This is a genomic window from Streptomyces dryopteridis, assembly GCF_049606955.1.
Taxonomy (GTDB): domain Bacteria; phylum Actinomycetota; class Actinomycetes; order Streptomycetales; family Streptomycetaceae; genus Streptomyces.
Genome location: NZ_CP187113.1, coordinates 3,928,869 through 3,946,535, shown reverse-complemented (window position 1 = coordinate 3,946,535; position 17,667 = coordinate 3,928,869). Strand labels below are relative to the sequence as shown.

Annotated in this window: 21 protein-coding genes, 1 tRNA gene, 1 pseudogene and 1 riboswitch; of the genes and pseudogenes, 8 read left to right on the top strand and 15 right to left on the bottom strand. The window is 70.3% G+C overall.

Annotation, left to right across the window (positions count from 1 at the left end; genetic code table 11):
* Positions 1 to 22: 22 nt before the first annotated feature.
* The 3 genes from ACN20G_RS16920 to ACN20G_RS16910 form a co-directional block, all read right to left on the bottom strand.
* Positions 23 to 343 carry a DMT family transporter gene (locus ACN20G_RS16920; RefSeq protein WP_424213623.1) on the bottom strand — a complete coding sequence of 107 codons (321 nt, stop codon included), beginning with the start codon at positions 341 to 343 and terminating at the stop codon, positions 23 to 25.
* Between the two features lie 33 nt (positions 344 to 376).
* A riboswitch (guanidine-III (ykkC-III) riboswitch) is annotated at positions 377 to 439 on the bottom strand.
* A gap of 74 nt (positions 440 to 513) precedes the next feature.
* Positions 514 to 858 (bottom strand): GroES family chaperonin, encoded by a 345-nt coding sequence (locus ACN20G_RS16915; RefSeq protein ID WP_424213622.1) that lies wholly within the window; start codon positions 856 to 858, stop codon positions 514 to 516.
* 48 nt (positions 859 to 906) lie between these two features.
* Entirely contained in the window at positions 907 to 1,227 is a 321-nt protein-coding gene (locus ACN20G_RS16910; RefSeq protein ID WP_424213621.1) for a DUF3618 domain-containing protein, read from the bottom strand.
* Between the two features lie 129 nt (positions 1,228 to 1,356).
* Between ACN20G_RS16910 and bcp the strand changes: the two genes are divergently transcribed.
* From bcp to ACN20G_RS16890, 4 genes are all read left to right on the top strand, one after another.
* Positions 1,357 to 1,824, top strand: coding sequence for a thioredoxin-dependent thiol peroxidase (gene bcp, locus ACN20G_RS16905; protein WP_424213620.1), 468 nt, complete (start codon positions 1,357 to 1,359; stop codon positions 1,822 to 1,824).
* A gap of 193 nt (positions 1,825 to 2,017) precedes the next feature.
* Positions 2,018 to 2,635 carry an HNH endonuclease signature motif containing protein gene (locus ACN20G_RS16900; protein WP_424213619.1) on the top strand — a complete coding sequence of 206 codons (618 nt, stop codon included), beginning with the start codon at positions 2,018 to 2,020 and terminating at the stop codon, positions 2,633 to 2,635.
* Positions 2,632 to 3,330 carry an HNH endonuclease gene (locus ACN20G_RS16895; protein ID WP_424213618.1) on the top strand — a complete coding sequence of 233 codons (699 nt, stop codon included), beginning with the start codon at positions 2,632 to 2,634 and terminating at the stop codon, positions 3,328 to 3,330. The genes ACN20G_RS16900 and ACN20G_RS16895 overlap by 4 nt, the downstream gene beginning before the upstream one ends.
* Positions 3,331 to 3,350: 20 nt before the next feature.
* Positions 3,351 to 3,436 (top strand) — tRNA-Leu (locus ACN20G_RS16890).
* Between the two features lie 72 nt (positions 3,437 to 3,508).
* On the opposite strand, the gene rdgB is transcribed toward ACN20G_RS16890, so the two are convergent.
* From rdgB to ACN20G_RS16870, 4 genes and pseudogenes are all read right to left on the bottom strand, one after another.
* Positions 3,509 to 4,114: an RdgB/HAM1 family non-canonical purine NTP pyrophosphatase gene (rdgB, locus tag ACN20G_RS16885; protein WP_424213617.1), complete on the bottom strand. Its 606-nt coding sequence runs from the start codon at positions 4,112 to 4,114 to the stop codon at positions 3,509 to 3,511.
* Positions 4,115 to 4,131: 17 nt separating this feature from the next.
* Positions 4,132 to 4,536: a hypothetical protein gene (locus tag ACN20G_RS16880; protein ID WP_424213616.1), complete on the bottom strand. Its 405-nt coding sequence runs from the start codon at positions 4,534 to 4,536 to the stop codon at positions 4,132 to 4,134.
* Positions 4,537 to 4,704: 168 nt separating this feature from the next.
* Positions 4,705 to 5,442 carry a ribonuclease PH gene (gene rph / locus ACN20G_RS16875; RefSeq protein ID WP_424213615.1) on the bottom strand — a complete coding sequence of 246 codons (738 nt, stop codon included), beginning with the start codon at positions 5,440 to 5,442 and terminating at the stop codon, positions 4,705 to 4,707.
* Between the two features lie 178 nt (positions 5,443 to 5,620).
* A pseudogene (locus ACN20G_RS16870) lies at positions 5,621 to 5,860 on the bottom strand (glucose PTS transporter subunit EIIB); the annotation flags it as partial.
* Positions 5,861 to 6,103: 243 nt separating this feature from the next.
* Here ACN20G_RS16870 and ACN20G_RS16865 point away from each other — a divergent pair.
* Both ACN20G_RS16865 and ACN20G_RS16860 read left to right on the top strand, forming a co-directional pair.
* A complete protein-coding gene (locus ACN20G_RS16865) occupies positions 6,104 to 7,402 on the top strand; it encodes a PTS transporter subunit EIIC (RefSeq protein WP_424213614.1) in 1,299 nt (432 codons plus the stop codon).
* A 329-nt stretch (positions 7,403 to 7,731) separates the two neighbouring features.
* Positions 7,732 to 9,000, top strand: coding sequence for a PTS transporter subunit EIIC (locus ACN20G_RS16860; RefSeq protein ID WP_424213613.1), 1,269 nt, complete (start codon positions 7,732 to 7,734; stop codon positions 8,998 to 9,000).
* 86 nt (positions 9,001 to 9,086) lie between these two features.
* Here ACN20G_RS16860 and ACN20G_RS16855 read toward each other — a convergent pair whose 3' ends face one another.
* The 8 genes from ACN20G_RS16855 to clpS all read right to left on the bottom strand — a co-directional run bounded on the left by ACN20G_RS16855 (position 9,087) and on the right by clpS (position 15,476).
* A complete protein-coding gene (locus tag ACN20G_RS16855) occupies positions 9,087 to 9,854 on the bottom strand; it encodes an MBL fold metallo-hydrolase (RefSeq protein ID WP_424213612.1) in 768 nt (255 codons plus the stop codon).
* An 843-nt stretch (positions 9,855 to 10,697) separates the two neighbouring features.
* Complete coding sequence (locus tag ACN20G_RS16850; RefSeq protein ID WP_424213611.1) at positions 10,698 to 11,648, bottom strand: PLP-dependent cysteine synthase family protein; 951 nt, start codon at positions 11,646 to 11,648, stop codon at positions 10,698 to 10,700.
* Positions 11,648 to 11,926 carry a MoaD/ThiS family protein gene (locus ACN20G_RS16845; RefSeq protein ID WP_424213610.1) on the bottom strand — a complete coding sequence of 93 codons (279 nt, stop codon included), beginning with the start codon at positions 11,924 to 11,926 and terminating at the stop codon, positions 11,648 to 11,650. Before ACN20G_RS16845 ends, ACN20G_RS16850 begins: the two co-directional genes overlap by 1 nt.
* 138 nt (positions 11,927 to 12,064) lie before the next feature.
* Positions 12,065 to 12,160, bottom strand: a complete 96-nt coding sequence (locus ACN20G_RS16840) for a putative leader peptide (protein ID WP_424213609.1) — start codon at positions 12,158 to 12,160, stop codon at positions 12,065 to 12,067.
* An 87-nt stretch (positions 12,161 to 12,247) separates the two neighbouring features.
* Positions 12,248 to 12,670, bottom strand: coding sequence for a Mov34/MPN/PAD-1 family protein (locus ACN20G_RS16835; RefSeq protein WP_424213608.1), 423 nt, complete (start codon positions 12,668 to 12,670; stop codon positions 12,248 to 12,250).
* A gap of 77 nt (positions 12,671 to 12,747) precedes the next feature.
* Positions 12,748 to 14,187, bottom strand: a complete 1,440-nt coding sequence (locus ACN20G_RS16830) for an amino acid permease (protein WP_424213607.1) — start codon at positions 14,185 to 14,187, stop codon at positions 12,748 to 12,750.
* A gap of 354 nt (positions 14,188 to 14,541) precedes the next feature.
* The gene (locus ACN20G_RS16825) at positions 14,542 to 15,165 is read right to left on the bottom strand and encodes a DUF2017 domain-containing protein (protein ID WP_424215545.1); all 624 of its coding nucleotides are present in this window, start codon (positions 15,163 to 15,165) and stop codon (positions 14,542 to 14,544) included.
* Positions 15,162 to 15,476 carry an ATP-dependent Clp protease adapter ClpS gene (gene clpS, locus ACN20G_RS16820; protein ID WP_424213606.1) on the bottom strand — a complete coding sequence of 105 codons (315 nt, stop codon included), beginning with the start codon at positions 15,474 to 15,476 and terminating at the stop codon, positions 15,162 to 15,164. The genes ACN20G_RS16825 and clpS overlap by 4 nt, the downstream gene beginning before the upstream one ends.
* 80 nt (positions 15,477 to 15,556) lie before the next feature.
* Here clpS and ACN20G_RS16815 point away from each other — a divergent pair, with 80 nt between their 5' ends.
* On the top strand, positions 15,557 to 16,885 hold the full coding sequence (locus ACN20G_RS16815) for a nicotinate phosphoribosyltransferase (protein WP_424213605.1): 1,329 nt from the start codon (positions 15,557 to 15,559) through the stop codon (positions 16,883 to 16,885).
* A gap of 174 nt (positions 16,886 to 17,059) precedes the next feature.
* Positions 17,060 to 17,662: an isochorismatase family protein gene (locus ACN20G_RS16810; RefSeq protein ID WP_424213604.1), complete on the top strand. Its 603-nt coding sequence runs from the start codon at positions 17,060 to 17,062 to the stop codon at positions 17,660 to 17,662.
* Positions 17,663 to 17,667 lie beyond the last annotated feature (5 nt).

The window sequence follows — 17,667 nt, the reverse complement described above, 5'->3', positions numbered from 1 at the left end:
ACCGTCATCACACAACGTCACCTCAATGGCCCGACGTCGCCTTCAACCCCACGATCGCCACCACCAACAACGAAATGAAGAAGATCCGCGCCGCCGTCACCGGCTCCCCCAACACGAACATCCCCAACAACGCCGCACCCGCCGCACCGATGCCGACCCACACCCCGTACGCCGTACCGATCGGCAACGTCTTCGCCGCATAGCTCAACAACACCATGCTCGCCACGATCCCCGCACCCGTGAACACACTCGGCCACAGCCGCGTGAACCCCTCGGTGAACTTCATCCCGATCGCCCAGCCCACTTCCAGCAGACCGGCCACGACCAACAGGACCCACGCCACGACGGCACCTCCACGACGAACGCTCGAACAAGGAATGCGTCGTCTTGTCCAGCCCGGTACGGCGCGTCTCGTCGGGGTCCCCCACCGTAGCAAACCCAAGCGAAACGGGCCGGTGACCCTCGTCACCGACCCGTCGCACAACGTCACAGAACCCGAGCCGACCCGAACCCCTACAGGTACAGGCCCGTCGAATCCTCCGACCCCTCCAACCGCTCCGCGGCCACCGCGTGCAGATCACGCTCCCGCATCAACACGTACGTCGCACTCCGCACCTCGACCTCCGCCCGATCCTCCGGGTCGTACAACACCCGGTCACCGGGCTCCACGGTGCGCACGTTCTGCCCCACCGCGACCACCTCGGCCCAGGCCAGACGCTTGCCGACCGCAGCCGTCGCCGGAATCAGGATGCCGCCCCCCGAGCGCCGCTCCCCCTCAGGAGAGTCGGACCGCACGAGGACGCGATCGTGCAGCATGCGAATGGGCAGCTTGTCGTGGGTGGTGGTGTTCTCGCTCACCCTGTGAACCTACCTGCCCGAGCCTCCCTTGTACGCCGGAGGGCCCGCTCAACCCTTGCGCCGCCGCAACGACAGCACCAACAACCCCACCACCCCGACAGCCACCAACGCCACCGGAAGAATCCGCTCCGGACGCGGCGCACCCGACTCGTCCCGCAAACTCGACTGCACGTCCGTCACCGTCCGATTCACGGCGGCGAAAGCACGCCCCGCCGTCTGATCCACGGTCGAGGCCACCCGGGCCTTCGCGTCACCGATGATCGTGTTCGGGTGCAGCCGCACTCCGATCTCGTCGAGGGTCTCGGCGAGCTGTTCCCGCCGGCGGACGATGTCCGCCTCGATCTGTGCGGGGGTCCTGGCTTCCGGCACCGCGCTGCCTCCGTCGGTCGGGGGTGATCCGCTGGGTCTGTCTGACTCTGTGGGGCGAGGTCCGCCGTCAACAGGCTGTCAGCTTAGTCTCGTCGCGTACCGATCCCCTCCCCGAGGAGCTGTCCGAGAATGAGCGAACGCCTCCAGCCGGGCGACACCGCCCCCGCATTCACCCTGCCGGACGCCGACGGCAACCCCGTCTCCCTGGCCGACCACAAGGGCCGCAAGGTCATCGTCTACTTCTACCCGGCCGCCCTCACCCCCGGCTGCACCAAGCAGGCCTGCGACTTCACCGACAACCTCGCCTTCCTCACCGGCCACGGCTACGACGTCATCGGCGTCTCCCCCGACAAGCCCGAGAAGCTCGCCAAATTCCGCGAACAGGAACACCTCGAGGTCACCCTCGTCGGCGACCCGGAGAAGAAGGTCCTGGAGGCATACGGCGCCTACGGCGAGAAGAAGCTCTACGGCAAGACCGTCACCGGCGTCATCCGCTCCACCGTCATCCTCGACGAAGAGGGCAAGGTCGAACGCGCCCTCTACAACGTCAAGGCCACCGGCCACGTCGCGAAGATCATCAAGGACCTCGGCCTCTGACACCCGGCCCCCCAAGGAGCGGGACCCCGACCCCACCGGGCCGCGGGCTCCCGCTCCTTCCGCGTCCCACCACTCCACCTCACACGCCGTGACCGAACCGGAACCCGTTCGTTGAGCCGACCAGGTGAACCGACGCGCACAAACATCCGCGCCCGGCACACCCGCCCGAACCGCCACGACGAACGAGGACCCGATGCCCGAAACCCCACCCCACCCCCGCCGCCGCTACACCCCGGACCGCCTGGCGGAGGCCGCCGCCGAGGCCCGAAACCTGACCGAGGCCATGGAACACCTGGGCATACCGGATGCGACCCAGGGCCAGCGGCGGTACGTCACCACCCTCATGCAGCGCCATGGCATCGACGCCTCACACTTCTCCCGCGATCACGCGAAATGGTCCCGCGAACGACTCGCCGAAGTGGCAGCCATATCGATGAGCACGGCGGAAGTGGTCCGCCGCCTCGGCCTGGACCCGGTCGGAGGAAATGTGACCCACATCGGCCGCCGACTGACCAAGTACGGGGTGGACACCTCGCACTTCAGCTCCCGCCCCCGCGCCCACGGGCGCGAGAAAGCGGATCGGCGCACGCCCGGACGACAACTGCGACGGCGGCTCGTGGCCCTCGGCACACCCGATGCCTGCGCACTGTGCGGGATACCCCCCACCTGGCAGGGCCGACCGCTGCCATTGGAGGTGGACCACGTGAACGGCGACTGGCGGGACAACGCACCGGAGAACCTGCGCCTGCTCTGCCCGAACTGTCACTCCACCACGGACGGCTACCGGCGCCGCAAGGGAGACCGTCGATGAGGGGCTACGGCATCCGGATCGACCGTGAACGGCTGGTCGAAGTGGCCCGTACCTCCGGGAACACCACCGAGGCGATCCAACGGCTCGGACTCGGGCCGAACGCCGCCAAGCGTTCGCTGCTGTCGCGGTTCGCCCGACACGGTGTCGACGTGTCGCACTTCTCGGATGTGCGAACCCGACGGCAGGGCCGAAGCCCCGCACCGGACGGACTACGCGAGGTGGTGCGGAACTCCCTCGGGTACGCGGACGCGCTGCGACGGCTGGGCCGTCCCGAGAACACCACGAACCGCACCCTGCTGAAGGCATGGATCGCCGAGGCCGGCCTGTCGACGGAGCACTTCCTCGGCCAGGCCCACTACCGCGGTCTGATCAGGCCGGAGCGTTGGCGCCGGGCCACGGACGTCTTGATCCGCCACGAGAGCGAACGTCGAACCCCGGGATACCTGCTGCGTCGCGCCCTGGGCGAGGTCGGGGTCCCCGAGGTGTGCGCGGGGTGCGGTACCCCTCCGTCATGGCACGGCCGGCCCATGACCCTTGAAGTGGATCACGTGAACGGGGACCGTCGGGACGACCGACGGGAAAACCTGCGACTGCTCTGCCCCAACTGCCACGCCGTCACGGACACCTGGTGTCGCGGGGGCGCGCGACGAACGAGGATCCGACCACCTGAGGCAATGGTTCACGGCACCGCCTAAGGGCTAGCATGTCAGGGCCTGCGGCGGTGCTGTAATTTGGTAGCCAGGATGGGTTTAGGTCCCATTGTCCTTTTTGGGCGTGAGGGTTCGAGTCCCTTCCGCCGCACTGGCTCGACACGAGGGCCCGGCTTCTTTGGAGCCGGGCCCTCTGCGTGTTCCCGGGCGGGTGCCGGCCCCCTCAGCCCAGCAGGTCCTTGAGGATCGGGAGGAGGACGCGGAATGCCTCGCCTCGGTGCGAGATCGCGTTCTTCTCCTCCTTCGTCAGCTCCGCGCACGTGCGCGTGTCGCCCAGGGGTTCCAGGATCGGGTCGTAGCCGAAGCCGCCCGCGCCCGAGGGTTCCGTACGCAGGGTGCCGAGCAGGCGGCCTTCGACCACGCGTTCCGTGCCGTCCGGGAGGGCGAGCGCGGCGGCGCAGTGGAAGTGGGCGGCGCGGTGTTCGGGGGCGATGTCGGAGAGCTGGGCGAGGAGCAGGTCGAGGTTGGCCTTGTCGTCGCCGTGTCGGCCGGCCCAGCGGGCGGAGAAGATGCCGGGGGCGCCGCCGAGGACGTCCACGCAGAGGCCGGAGTCGTCGGCGATGGCGGGCAGGCCGGTGGCGCGGGCGAGGGCGTGGGCCTTGAGGAGGGCGTTCTCGGCGAAGGTGACGCCGGTTTCCTTGACGTCGGGGATCTCGGGGTAGGCGTCCGCGCCGACCGCCTCGTGGGGGAGGTCGGCGTCGGACAGGAGGGCGCGGAGTTCGGTGACTTTGCCCTGGTTGCGGGTGGCGAGGACGAGGCGGCTGGTCATGCCCTCGATTATTCCGGTCAGCCGGGGGTGCAGACCTTGGAGAGTTCGGCGGCGGCGTCGCTGATGGGTTTGACGTCGGGGGTGGTGCCGTTGTCGACGGCGGTGTGGGCGTTCGCGACGGCCTGCTTGAGGGAGTCGACGGCCTTGCCGAGGTCGGCGTTGTCGGTCTGGTCGCCGATCTTCTTGAGGTTGGCGTCGATCTGGTCGAGGGCGGTCTTGGCGTCCTGGGGGCTGTTGCCGGCGTTGCCGACGGCCTGCTGGAGGTCGGCGACGCCTTGGGTGATGGTGACGGCGGTGTTGGCGCAGTCGATGGCGGTGGAGAGGGCGGAGCAGGAGGCGAGGGCGGGGAGGGTGAGGGCGGTGGCGAGGGCGAGTGCGGCGAGGCGGCGGCGTGGGGCGGCGGGTCGCTGGGTGGTTCGCATGTGGTGGGGTCCCCCGGTGTCGTGGTGGTGGGCGTTTTCGGGCGGGGTGGGCCGTCCGGGTGTGCCCTCGTCATCGGTGGGGACGCGGGGACGGGCCGGGACGGTTGCCCGTCCCGGCCCGTCGTCCGGTGTGGTGCCGGCGTGTGGTGCCGGTGTCGCCCTGGGGGCTCAGGCTTCGGTGTCGAGGCCGAGGGTGGTGCGCTGGAGGGCGGCGAGGTCGACGCAGCCGCCGGCGGCGAGGTCGAGGAGGGCGTTGAGTTCCTTGCGGTCGAAGGGGGTGCCTTCGGCGGTGCCCTGGACCTCGACGAAGCGGCCGTCGCCGGTGCAGACGACGTTCATGTCGGTTTCGGCGCGGACGTCCTCTTCGTAGCGGAGGTCGAGGAGGGGGGTGCCGTCGACGATGCCGACGCTGACGGCGGAGACGGTGTCGATGAGGGGCTTGCGGCCGGCCTTGACGAGCTTCTTGCCGCGGCCCCATTCGATGGCGTCGGCGAGGGCGACGTAGGCGCCGGTGATGGCGGCGGTGCGGGTGCCGCCGTCGGCCTGGAGGACGTCGCAGTCGAGGACGATGGTGTTCTCGCCGAGGGCCTTGTAGTCGATGACGGCGCGCAGGGATCGGCCGATGAGGCGGGAGATCTCGTGGGTGCGGCCGCCGATCTTGCCGCGGACGGCTTCGCGGTCGCCGCGGGTGTTGGTGGCGCGGGGGAGCATCGAGTATTCGGCGGTGACCCAGCCTTCGCCGGAGCCCTTGCGCCAGCGGGGGACGCCTTCGGTGAAGGAGGCGGTGCAGAAGACCTTGGTGTCGCCGAAGGAGACGAGGACGGAGCCCTCTGCGTGCTTGCTCCAGCCGCGTTCGATGGTGACGGGGCGGAGCTGTTCGGGGGTACGGCCGTCGATGCGAGACATGTCGTCGAGCCTAGTGGGTGTGCGGGGTGGGGTGGTCCGTTCGGGTGGTGTGGGCCCGGGGGGGTGGTCGGGGGTGGCCGGGGGTGGGGTCGGGGCGGGGAACGGGGCCGGCCGCCGGCACGGGCCCCGGGGTGGGGTGTGCGGGCGGCCGGTGGTGTGGTGAGCCGTGGGGCTCAGCTCACATCATGTCCTCGATGTCGGCGGCGATCGGGTCGGCGTCGGTGCCGATGACGACCTGGATCGCGGTGCCCATCTTGACGACGCCGTGGGCGCCGGCGGCCTTGAGCGCGGCTTCGTCGACCTTGGAGGGGTCGATGACCTCGGTGCGCAGGCGGGTGATGCAGCCCTCGACCTCTTCGATGTTCTCGATTCCGCCGAGCCCGGCGACGATCTTCTCAGCCTTGGTGGCCATGTGTTTCTCCCTGAGTTCTACGAAGAACGAGTCTCGACGGTCGCCTGCCCGTGCGGGGCCCCGGCGTTTTCCGCTTTGTCACGGTAACCCACGGTTGGCCCAACTTCGCGAGCGCGCGTCCGGCCGCTGCCGAATGATGGCGGTCAACGGCAGGCCGCCGGGTCGGCGGGCTGCGGTGACACCCCCACCGGCAACTGGTCTACACCAGTGTGCCATCACTGAAACACCGCTGGGTCGAGGGAGACGCCGATGAGTGCCGGCAGCGCCGCAGCAGTACCCGAGCAGAAATGGTGGAACGGCCTCTTCCAGGGCCTTCAGAAGATGGGGCGGAGTCTTCAGCTGCCGATCGCCGTGCTTCCGGCGGCGGGCATCCTGAACCGGTTGGGGCAGCCGGACGTCTTCGGTGCGGACGGTCTGAACTGGACGGACGTCGCCCGGGTGATGTCGGGGGCGGGTGGCGCGCTGCTCGACGCGGACCTGGGTCTGCCGTTGTTGTTCTGCATCGGTGTGGCCATCGGGATGGCGAAGAAGGCGGACGGGTCGACGGCGCTGGCGGCGGTGGCGGGGTTCCTGGTGTACCGGGGGGTGCTGCACGCGTTCCCGAAGGACTGTCCGGACGGGCAGAAGGCGGTGGCGACGGGGTGCCAGGCCGCGGACGGCGCGGTGGCGGCGTTCGGGTATCAGAATCCGGGGGTGTTCGGCGGCATCGTGATGGGGTTGCTGGCGGCCTGGTTCTGGCAGCGGTACCACCGGGTGAAGCTGGTGGACTGGCTGGGCTTCTTCAACGGGCGTCGGCTGGTGCCGATCATCATGTCGTTCGTGGCGATCGCGTTCGCGGCCCTGTGCCTGTGGGTGTGGCCGCCGATCGGTTCGGGGCTGGAGAGCTTCTCGGACTGGCTGGTGGGTCTGGGCGCCGTGGGTGCGGGGATCTTCGGTCTGGCGAACCGGGCGTTGCTGGTGATCGGTCTGCACCAGTTCCTGAACGTGCCGGTGTGGTTCCAGTTCGGGAGTTTCACGAAGCCGGACGGGCAGACGGTGCACGGTGACATCAACATGTTCCTGGCGGGTGACCCGAACGCGGGGCAGTTCACGTCGGGGTTCTTCCCGATCATGATGTTCGCGTTGCCGGCGGCGGCGTTGGCGATCACGCACTGTGCGAAGCCGCAGCGGCGGGCGGAGGTGGGTGGCCTGATGTTGTCGGTGGGTCTGACCTCGTTCGTCACGGGCATCACGGAGCCGTTGGAGTACTCGTTCCTGTTCGTGGCGCCGGCGTTGTACGCGATGCACGCGGTGTTGACGGGTGTGTCGATGGCGGTGACGTGGGCGTTGGGGGCGAAGGACGGGTTCAGCTTCTCGGCGGGTCTGATCGACTACGTGATCAACTGGAGTCTGGCGACGAAGCCGTGGTTGATCATCCTGATCGGGTTGGGCTTCGCGGTGGTGTACTACGCGGTGTTCCGGTTCGCGATCACGAAGTGGAACATTCCGACGCCGGGGCGGGAGTCGGACGAGGAGATCCTGGAGATGCAGAAGGAGAACACGAAGTAGGCGGTCGCGCTGTCGTCGAAGGGTGACGGTGGGTTTCGCCCGGTGTGAGGAAGGTTGATCGGACGTCTTGTTCGGGACGTTGGGCCCGGTCGGAAGGCCCCTGGGAACCTCGGGTTCCCGGGGGCCTTTGTCGTGTGTGTCCGGATGTGTCCTTCGGCACCGGAAGCGAGGGTTCCTTACGCGGACCCGACCGTGCTACAACTGGTCTACACCACTAAGTGGTTTAGACCACCGAGGGCCTTGCCCGCCCCGGAGGTCCACCTTTTCGAGACGCCGCCGTCCCCCCTTTTCCTTGTCCCCTGGCGGCGCCTTGCCCCCTGGAGGACGTAGTGACCACGGCAAACGCTGCCCCGGCGGCGGAAAAGAAGAAGAAGGGCGCGGGCGCCATGGCCGTCATGCAGCGCATCGGCCGGAGCCTCATGCTCCCGGTCGCCGTGCTGCCGGCCGCCGCGCTCCTGGTTCGCTTCGGCCAGCCGGACATGCTCGGCCGGGAGTCGCTCCCGGACTTCATCAACAAGATCGCGACCTACATGGCCTCGGGCGGCGGCGCGCTGCTCGACAACATGGCGCTGCTGTTCTGCGTCGGCATCGCGATCGGCTTCGCGAAGAAGTCGGACGGCTCGACGGCCCTGGCCGCCGTCACCGGCTACCTCGTCTTCCAGAAGGTGCTCTCCACCTTCACCGACAGCAACCTCCCGAAGGTCGCCGCGGTCGTCGACGGCAAGATCGTCATGAACGAGGCCCCGGTCAACGCCGGCGTCCTCGGCGGCGTGATCATGGGCATCGTCGTCGCCCTGCTGTACCAGAAGTTCTACCGCACCAAGCTGCCCGAGTGGCTGGGCTTCTTCGGCGGTCGCCGCCTGGTCCCGATCCTCTCGGCCTTCGCGGGTCTGGTCGTCGGCATCGTCATGGGTCTGATCTGGCCCGTCCTCGGCACCGGTCTGCACAACTTCGGCACCTGGCTGGTCGGCTCCGGCGCGGTCGGCGCGGGCGTCTTCGGTCTCGCCAACCGCGCGCTGATCCCGGTCGGCATGCACCACCTCCTGAACTCCTTCCCGTGGTTCCAGGCCGGTGAGTTCGACGGCAAGCACGGCGACATCGCCCGCTTCCTCGCCGGTGACCCGCAGGCCGGCCAGTTCATGACCGGCTTCTTCCCGATCATGATGTTCGCCCTCCCGGCGGCCTGCCTCGCGATCGTCCACTGCGCCCGTCCCGAGCGCCGCAAGGTCGTCGGCGGCATGATGGCCTCGCTCGCGGCCACCGCGTTCGTCACCGGTGTGACCGAGCCCATCGAGTTCACCTTCATGTTCATCGCGCCGGTCCTCTACGCGATCCACGCGGTCCTCACCGGTGTCTCCATGGCGCTGACCTGGGCGCTCGGCATGAAGGACGGCTTCGGCTTCTCCGCCGGCTTCGTCGACTACGCGCTGAACTTCGGCATCGCGAAGAACCCGCTGGGCCTGGCCCTGGTCGGCCTCTGCTTCGCCGCCCTGTACTACGTGATCTTCCGCTTCGCGATCACCAAGTTCAACATCCCGACCCCCGGTCGCGAGTCGGACGAGGAGCTCGCCGAGCTGCTGAAGGCCGAGTCCAAGTAAGGACGACGCCCCACCCCGTACGACGAGGCCCCCGTCTCCCTCACCCGAGGGAGACGGGGGCCTCGTCGTGCGTGCGGCGCGGCCGGTCAGACGACGTGCACCTGTCCGGGGTGGGCCAGGACGGTGGTGCCGGGGAAGACCTCGCGGGCGTCGGCGAGGTTGCGCGCGGCGTCGGTCCACGGGGGCACGTGGGTCAGCACGAGCCGGCCGGCCTTCGCGTCCCGCGCGTACTCCCCCGCCTGCCGGCCGTTGAGGTGCACGTCGGGCAGGTCCTCCTTGCCGTGGGTGAAGGATGCCTCGCACAGGAAGAGGTCGGTGTCCTCGGCGAGGTCCACCAGCGCCGGGCACAGCCCGGTGTCCCCCGAGTACGTCAGCGATCGGCCGCCGTGTTCGACGCGGATCGCGTACGCGTCGACGGGGTGGTTGACCTTGACGGTGCGGACCGTGAACGGGCCGACCTCGAAGGTCTCCACCGGGTCGGGGCCGGTGCCCAGGGTGTGGAACTCGAAGACCTCGGCGAGGGAGTCGGGGTGCGGCACGTCCTCGTAGGCGGTGGTCAACCGGCGCTGCGTGCCGGCCGGGCCCCACACGGGGACGGTGCCGCAGCGTCCGCCCTCGTGCCGGTAGTAGCGGGCCACGAAGTACGCGCACATGTCGATGCAGTGGTCGGCGTGCAGGTGGCTCAGGAAGATCGCGTCGAGGTCGTAGAGACCGCAGTGACGCTGCAGCTCGCCCAGGGCGCCGTTGCCCATGTCGAGGAGCAGCCGGAAGCCGTCGGCCTCTACGAGGTAGCTCGAACAGGCCGATTCCGCGGACGGGAACGACCCGGAGCTGCCGACGACGGTGAGCTTCATGGAGCGGGAACCTCCGTGGACGGTCCGTGGACGGGTGTGGGAGGGGTCGGGCGGGGTCTGGCGTGGGGGGTGCCGGGAGGGTGACCGGGGTCGGGGGGAGGTGCCGGCAGGGCGGTGCGTGGTCCGAGGGTAAGGCGGGAACGGGTGCCCCGCGTCTTCGCGGCCGGCCGTTGTGGGGCAACTCACCCGTCCTGTCACCCGGGGGAGCGACGGGGCCGCGGGGTGGGGGGCGGGTGGCTCGGCGGGCGGGGGCGGGCGGGCGCGGCTACCGTCGTTGCATGGACACCTCCTGGTGGCCGGCGGTCGCCGCGGTGGTCGCGGTGGGGCTGGTGTTGCTCGTGGGTCACGGGGCGGGGGTGCGGGGCCGGCCGGTGGCGCACGGGTCGGGGCCGGGGCGGGGTCGTGGGCCGGTGCCGGGGCCGGTGCCGGGTGAGTTCTGGGTGCGGGGTGCGGGTGCGGGGGTGTGGTTGGTGTTGGGTCCGGCGCGGGGGCGTCGGCACGGGTCGGGGCACGGTGGGCACGGGGAGCGGTGGGTGCGGGCGGCGCCGGTGGCGCGGCGGTATCACGATGTGCGGGCGGGTGTGGTGGTGGTGCCTCCGGGGGTGGTGGGTGCGGGGGGTGGGCCGGGGTTCGTGGAGGTGGATCGGGCGGAGGAGGTGGCGGGGTGGGAGTGGACGCGTCGGGTGGGGGTGGCGGATCCGGCGGTGTGGGATCAGGTGCGGGGGTTGTGAGCGGGGGGTGCGGTGGGGTGCTTCCGGTTGTGGGTGTGAGGACGGCCCGGTCGGTACGCGGGTGCGTGCCGGCCGGGCCGTGGGTGGTGCGGGTGGTGCTGGTGGGGCGGGGTCAGGCCCAGAGTTGTCCGTGCAGGACCTCGATGGCCTCTTCGGTGGTGGCGGCGGTGTAGACGCCGGTGGAGAGGTATTTCCAGCCGCCGTCGGCGACGACGAAGACGATGTCGGCGCTCTCGCCGGCGGTGACGGCCTTGCGGGCCATGCCGAGGGCGGCGTGGAGGGCGGCTCCGGTGGAGACGCCGGCGAAGATGCCCTCTTCGCGGAGGAGTTCGCGGGTGCGGGCGACGGCGTCGGCGGAGCCGACGGAGAAGCGGGTGGTGAGGACGGAGGCGTCGTAGAGCTCGGGGACGAAGCCCTCGTCGAGGTTGCGGAGCCCGTAGACGAGGTCGTCGTAGCGGGGTTCGGCGGCGACGATCCGTACGTCGGGTTTGTGTTCGCGCAGGTAGCGGCCGACGCCCATGAGGGTGCCGGTGGTGCCGAGGCCGGCCACGAAGTGGGTGACGGTGGGCAGGTCGGCGAGGATCTCGGGGCCGGTGGTCGCGTAGTGGGCGCCCGCGTTGTCGGGGTTGCCGTACTGGTAGAGCATGACCCAGTCGGGGTGCTGTTCGGCGAGTTCCTTGGCGACGCGGACGGCGGTGTTGGAGCCGCCGGCGGCGGGCGAGGAGATGATCTCGGCTCCCCACATGGCGAGCAGGTCGCGCCGCTCCTGGCTGGTGTTCTCCGGCATGACGCAGACGATCCGGTAGCCCTTGAGCTTGGCCGCCATGGCCAGGGAGATGCCGGTGTTGCCGGAGGTGGGTTCCAGGATGGTGCAGCCGGGGGTGAGCCGGCCGTCCTTCTCGGCCTGCTCGACCATGTGGAGCGCGGGGCGGTCCTTGATCGAGCCGGTCGGGTTGCGGTCCTCCAGTTTGGCCCAGATCCGGACGTCCTCGCCGGGCGAGAGCCGGGGCAGGCGTACCAGGGGGGTGTTGCCGACCGCCGCCAGGGGGGAGTCGTACCGCATTACTTCGAGCCGCCGGCCACGGCCGGGAGGATGGTGACGTTGTCGCCGTCGGTGAGGGCGGTGTCGATGCCGGCGAGGAAGCGGACGTCCTCGTCGTTGAGGTAGACGTTGACGAAGCGGCGCAGTTGGCCGCCGTCGACGATGCGGGCCTCGATGCCCTGGTGGCGGGTGTCGAGGTCGGCGAAGAGGTCCTTGAGGGTGGCGCCCTGGCCGTTGACGGCCTTCTCGCCGTCGGTGTAGGTGCGGAGGATGGTCGGGATGCGGACCTCGATGGCCATGGCAGGCTCCGTTTTCGTCACGTAGGGGCGGTGGGCGCGGCTCTGCGCCCCCGCGCGCGGCACGGGGTGCCGGGCGGAAGGTGGTGCGGGTGGTGCGGGGGGGGGGTGCGGCGGGTGCGCGTGGCGGGGCGCGGTCGGTCAGGCGGGACAGATCGCGCTGGCGAGGCGGCACAGGTCGACGTGCAGCCGCGCCACCAGGAGAGGCGTCTCGATGCTCACGTCGTGGGGAACCATGCGGGCATCGTAACGATTCCCCGTCCGCCATTTGGAGTGTGATCTCACCCCTCGGACGTTTTTTGCCCGCATCGTGGTCAAACGGGGTCAGTAACCGGCCACGACCCGGACTTCTTCCTCGGTGATGACGCCTTCGACGATGCGGTAGGAGCGGAATTGGAACTCGCCGAGGCCGTCGGTGTCGGCGGTGGAGACGAGGACGTAGTGGGCTCCGGGTTCGCCGGCGTAGCTGACGTCGGTGCGCGAGGGGTATGCCTCGGTGGCGGTGTGGGAGTGGTAGACGATGACGGGTTCCTCGTCGCGGTCGTCCATCTCCCGGTAGAGGGCGAGCAGGTCCTTGGAGTCGAATTCGTAGAACGTGGGCGAGCGGGCCGCGTTCAGCATGGGTACGAATCGTTCCGGCCGGCCGGATCCGACGGGTCCGGCGACGACGCCGCACGCCTCGTCGGGGTGGTCCTCGCGGGCGTGGGCCACGATCCGGTCGTAGAGGTCCTGGGTGAGGGTCAGCATGGGCGACAGCATAGACATGCGGGCCGTCGCGTACCGAAGTGTGGTACGCGACGGCCCGCATGGTGGACCGCAGGGGGTCAGGGGGCGTCGGCTCCGACCTCGACGGCCTTGTTCTTGGCCTTCAGGACCAGGAAGGAGACGCCGAGCAGCAGGGCCCACAGGGGGGCGCAGTAGAGCGAGATGCGGGAGTCGGGGTCGGCGCCCATCATGACGATCACCATCGCGATGAAGGCGAGGGCGAACCAGCTGGTGAAGGGGGCGCCGGGGGCGCGGAAGGGGGAGACGGGCAGTTCGCCGCGGTCGGCGCGGGCGCGGTAGCGGATCTGGCAGACCAGGATCATGATCCAGGCCCACATGCCGGAGATGGTGGCGAAGGAGACGACGTAGTCGAATGCCTTGCCGGGGGCGACGTAGTTGATCCAGACGCCGACGAGCATGAGGGCGGCGGAGAAGGTGGTGCCGACCAGCGGGGTGCCGTTGCGGGTGAGCTTGGTGAAGAAGGCCGGGCCCTGGCCGTTGAGGGCGAGGTCGCGGAGCATCCGGCCGGTGGAGTACATGCCGGAGTTGCAGGAGGAGAGGGCGGCGGTGAGGACGACGAAGTTGACGATGGCGGCGCCGACGCCGAGGCCCATCTTCTCGAAGGCGGCGACGAAGGGGCTGACGCCGGGCTGGAACTCGGACCAGGGGACCACGGAGAGGATCATGATCAGCGCGCCGACGTAGAAGACGGCGATGCGCCAGGGCACGGTGTTGATGGCCTTGGGGAGGGTGGTCTTGGGGTCCTTGGACTCGCCCGCGGTGACGCCGACGAGTTCGACGGCGAGGAAGGCGAACATGACGATCTGGAGCGTCATGAGGGTGCCGCCGAGGCCCTTGGGGAAGAAGCCGCCGTCGCTCCAGAGGTTGGAGACGGTGGCGGTGTCGGCGGCGTCGGAGAAGCCGATGGTGAGGATGCCGGCGCAGATGAGGATCATGCCGACGATGGCGGTGACCTTGACCATGGAGAACCAGAACTCCAGCTCGCCGAAGAGCTTCACGGAGATCAGGTTGGCGCCGTAGAGGACGACGGTGAAGATCAGCGCGAAGGCCCATTGCGGGAAGCTGTCGCCGGTCCAGTAGGCCATGTACTGGGCGGCGGCGGTGACCTCGGTGATGCCGGTGACGACCCAGAAGAGCCAGTAGGTCCAGCCGGTCACGAAGCCCCAGAAGGGGCCGATGAACTCGCGGGCGTAGTCGGAGAAGGAGCCCGAGACCGGGCGGTACATGAGCAGCTCGCCCAGGGCGCGCATGATGAAGAAGATGACCAGGCCGGCGATGGCGTAGGCCAGGATCAGGCTGGGGCCGGCCTTGGAGATGGCCTTGCCCGCGCCGAGGAAGAGGCCGGTGCCGATGGCGCCGCCGATGGCGATCATCTGGATCTGGCGGGCCCCCAGGGCCCGGTGGTAGCCCTCGCCGTCGCCGGGTTCGTTGCCGGCGGGCGGGTTCTCGTCGTGCTTCGCGACCTGTACGGAGGTCATGTTCTGGTGCGCCTTTCTCCACGCCGATCCGCGTCGCGGTCCCTCGCTGGGACGCTCTCGCGGATCGGGTCCTCGATCCCCCCGGATACGGATGGAGTTGCACGCCGGCGGTCTGCCGGTTCAAGCGGGCCGTCGGGGTCATGGGTGGCGTCCCCGGCGGCGGTCGTGAAGATTTATCACGGGCTTATGGGTGGAAGCCGGCACGAGAGGTGACACACGCCACGGGAATATCGGGACGGAGGTCCTGAAACGGATCAGATCACCACGTTGTGGTGATCTGATCGTTATGCGGATTTGAGTGTCCGCTGAGCGAACACATGCGCCGGGGCGGCGGGGAGCGGGGCGGGCGGGGCCTCAGAGGGTCTCGATCAGGGTCTCCTGGAGGCCGCCGAGCCAGAGGTAGGCCATGACCATCGGCTTACGGGGGTCGCTGTCGGGCAGCCGGTACAGCAGGCCGCCGTCCTCGTCGTCCTCGATCTCCAGTCGGGAGGCGAGGGTGAGCCGCAGGTCGTTGAGGGCCCCGAGCCAGCGCAGGCACTCGGCGGGTTCGAGTTCGAGCACCGCCTCCCCCGGGCCCGCGTCCAGGGCGTCGAGGGCGCGGACCACCGCGAGGGAGTCCTCCCGCTTGCGGGCCCGCAGGTCGTTCTCGGTGTAGCGGCGGAACTCGGAGGAGCGGGCGCGCAGCTCCTCGGGGTCCGCGCCGGGGCCGGTGTCCGGGCCGCCGTAGGCGTCGGGGAAGAGCCGGGCCAGGGCGGGGTCGGCCGGGGGTTCGGTGGGGCCCTCGGCGAGGGCCGCGGTGAGCGCCTCGAAGGGGTCCACGTCGGCCGGGTCGGCGAGGGGGTCGGCGGCGGCGCCCGGGCCGGGGCCGATCAGCTCCAGGAGCTGGACGGCGAGGGAGCGCAGGATGGAGCTCTCGATCGGGTCGAGGGCCAGGCGGGCCCCCTTGCCGTCGGGACGGGGTTCGAAGACGCTCATCAGCCGCGGTCCTGGGTGAGGGTCGCCCACAGCCCGTACCCGTGCATGGCCTGCACGTCGCGCTCCATCTCCTCGCGGGTGCCGCTGGAGACCACCGCGCGCCCCTTGTGGTGCACGTCGAGCATCAACTTGTGCGCCTTGTCCTTGGAATAGCCGAAATACGCCTGGAACACATAGCTCACGTAACTCATGAGATTGACGGGGTCGTTGTGGACCAACGTGACCCAGGGGACGTCGGGTTCCGGGACCGCGTAGGTCTCCTCGGCCGATTCGGTGCGTTCGATCTCAACGGGAGCAACACTCACCCGTCCCATGCTGCCACCGGACCGGGTCCGTCGCACAAACGGGCTCCACATCTCGTCACATTGACGAGATGTGCGCTAGCATCCCCGGCATGAACCCTGCGGATCTGGGCCTGCCGGTGGACGTGCCGTCGACAGCGCTCTTCACCGACCACTACGAGCTGACCATGCTCCAGGCCGCCCTCGCCGGCGGTCACGCCGACCGGCGCTCGGTCTTCGAGGTCTTCACCCGCCGACTGCCCGAGGGACGCCGCTACGGCGTCGTCGGCGGCACCGGGCGCGTGCTGGACGCGGTCGAGAACTTCCGCTTCGACTCCGCCGTGCTGGAGTTCCTGCGCGAACGCGCCGTCGTCGACATGCGCACCCTCGACTGGCTCTCCTCCTACCGCTTCTCCGGCGACATCCAGGGCTACCCGGAGGGCGAGGTCTACTTCCCCGGCTCCCCCGTCCTGCGCGTCGAGGGCAGCTTCGCCGAGTGCGTGCTGCTGGAGACGGTGATCCTGTCGATCCTCAACCACGACTCGGCCATCGCCGCCGCCGCCTCCCGGATGTCCTCCGCCGCCGGCGAGCGCCCGCTGATCGAGATGGGTGCCCGCCGCACCCACGAGCTGGCCGCCGTGGCCGCCGCCCGCGCCGCCTACGTCGGCGGCTTCTCCTCCACCTCCGACCTCGCCGCCGGCTTCCGCTACGGCATCCCCACCGTCGGCACCAGCGCGCACGCCTTCACCCTGCTGCACGACACCGAGCGCGACGCGTTCACCGCGCAGATCGCCTCCCTCGGCGCCGGCACCACCCTCCTGGTGGACACCTACGACGTGGCCGAGGCCGTCCGCGCCGCCGTCGAGGTGGCCGGGCCCGAGCTCGGCGCCGTCCGCATCGACTCCGGGGACCTGCTGCTCGTGGCCCACCGGGTCCGCCGCCAGCTCGACGAGCTCGGCGCCCGAGAGACCCGCATCGTGGTCACCTCCGACCTCGACGAGTACGCCATCGCCTCCCTGGCCGCCGCCCCCGTCGACGCCTACGGCGTGGGCACCCAGCTCGTCACCGGCAGCGGCCACCCCACCTGCTCCATGGTCTACAAGCTGGTGGCCCGCGCCGAGTCCGCCGACCCCAAGGCCCCGCTGCTGCCCGTCGCCAAGAAGTCCGCCGGCGGCAAGACCTCGATCGGCGGCCGCAAGTGGGCCGCCCGTCGCCGCGACGCCGCCGGCAGCGCCGAGGCCGAGGTCGTCGGCACCGGGCCCGTGCCCGCCGCCCTCGCCGACGCCCAACTGCTGGTGCCGCTGGTCACGGGCGGGGAGGTGGTCGGCCGCGAACCCCTGGAGGCCGCCCGCGACCGGCACCGCGCCGCCCGCGCCGCGCTCCCCCTGTCGGCGACCCAGCTCTCCCGCGGCGAACCCGTCATCCCCACCGAATACGTGTGAGCACCATCTGACCGGCGCGCGGAACCCGCGCCTCCGCGCGCCGGTGCCCCAGGGCCCGGCGCGCGGCCCGTTTCACGCGGGCGCGAGCCGGGAAGCCCCCGTTCGTCCCCGTCCGAACCACCCCCACCCGCCCCACCGGGCCCGCCCGTCCCACCGACCCGAAGGACCGCCGCCATGCCCCAGCACCGCGCACTGATCGTCGTCGACGTGCAGAACGACTTCTGCGAGGGCGGCAGCCTCGCGGTGGCCGGCGGGGCCGACGTGGCCGCCGCCGTCACCGAGCTGATCGACCGGGCCGGCGACGCCTACGCGCACGTCGTCGCCACCCGCGACCACCACATCGACCCCGGCGCGCACTTCGCGCACCCCCCGGCCGTCCCGGACTACGAGACCTCCTGGCCGGTCCACTGCGTGGCCGGCACCGAGGGCGTCGGCTTCCACCCCAACTTCGCCCCCGCCGTCGCCTCCGGCGCCGTGCAGGCCGTCTTCGACAAGGGCCACTACGCCGCCGCCTACAGCGGCTTCGAGGGCGCCGACGAGAACGGCGCGAACCTCGCCGACTGGCTGCGCGCACGCGGCATCACCGAGGTGGACGTGGTGGGCATCGCCACCGACCACTGCGTGCGCGCCACCGCCCTGGACGCCGTCAAGGCCGGCCTGGGCACCACCGTGCTGCTGGACCTGACCGCGGGCGTGGCCCCGCACACCACCGAGCGCGCCCTGGCCGAGCTCGCGGAGGCGGGCGTGACCCTCAAGGGCGCCCCGCACGTGGGCTGAGCCCG

Coding starts and splice junctions, on each gene's coding strand:
- ACN20G_RS16895 (WP_424213618.1), top strand. CDS start 2,632: ATGAGGGGCTACGGCATCCGGATCGACCGTGAACGGCTGGTCGAAGTG.
- bcp (WP_424213620.1), top strand. CDS start 1,357: ATGAGCGAACGCCTCCAGCCGGGCGACACCGCCCCCGCATTCACCCTG.
- ACN20G_RS16850 (WP_424213611.1), bottom strand. CDS start 11,648: ATGCGGTACGACTCCCCCCTGGCGGCGGTCGGCAACACCCCCCTGGTA.
- ACN20G_RS16830 (WP_424213607.1), bottom strand. CDS start 14,187: ATGACCTCCGTACAGGTCGCGAAGCACGACGAGAACCCGCCCGCCGGC.
- ACN20G_RS16815 (WP_424213605.1), top strand. CDS start 15,557: ATGAACCCTGCGGATCTGGGCCTGCCGGTGGACGTGCCGTCGACAGCG.
- ACN20G_RS16865 (WP_424213614.1), top strand. CDS start 6,104: ATGAGTGCCGGCAGCGCCGCAGCAGTACCCGAGCAGAAATGGTGGAAC.
- ACN20G_RS16880 (WP_424213616.1), bottom strand. CDS start 4,536: ATGCGAACCACCCAGCGACCCGCCGCCCCACGCCGCCGCCTCGCCGCA.
- clpS (WP_424213606.1), bottom strand. CDS start 15,476: ATGGGACGGGTGAGTGTTGCTCCCGTTGAGATCGAACGCACCGAATCG.
- ACN20G_RS16840 (WP_424213609.1), bottom strand. CDS start 12,160: ATGGTTCCCCACGACGTGAGCATCGAGACGCCTCTCCTGGTGGCGCGG.
- ACN20G_RS16835 (WP_424213608.1), bottom strand. CDS start 12,670: ATGCTGACCCTCACCCAGGACCTCTACGACCGGATCGTGGCCCACGCC.
- ACN20G_RS16900 (WP_424213619.1), top strand. CDS start 2,018: ATGCCCGAAACCCCACCCCACCCCCGCCGCCGCTACACCCCGGACCGC.
- ACN20G_RS16845 (WP_424213610.1), bottom strand. CDS start 11,926: ATGGCCATCGAGGTCCGCATCCCGACCATCCTCCGCACCTACACCGAC.
- rdgB (WP_424213617.1), bottom strand. CDS start 4,114: ATGACCAGCCGCCTCGTCCTCGCCACCCGCAACCAGGGCAAAGTCACC.
- ACN20G_RS16855 (WP_424213612.1), bottom strand. CDS start 9,854: ATGAAGCTCACCGTCGTCGGCAGCTCCGGGTCGTTCCCGTCCGCGGAA.
- rph (WP_424213615.1), bottom strand. CDS start 5,442: ATGTCTCGCATCGACGGCCGTACCCCCGAACAGCTCCGCCCCGTCACC.
- ACN20G_RS16810 (WP_424213604.1), top strand. CDS start 17,060: ATGCCCCAGCACCGCGCACTGATCGTCGTCGACGTGCAGAACGACTTC.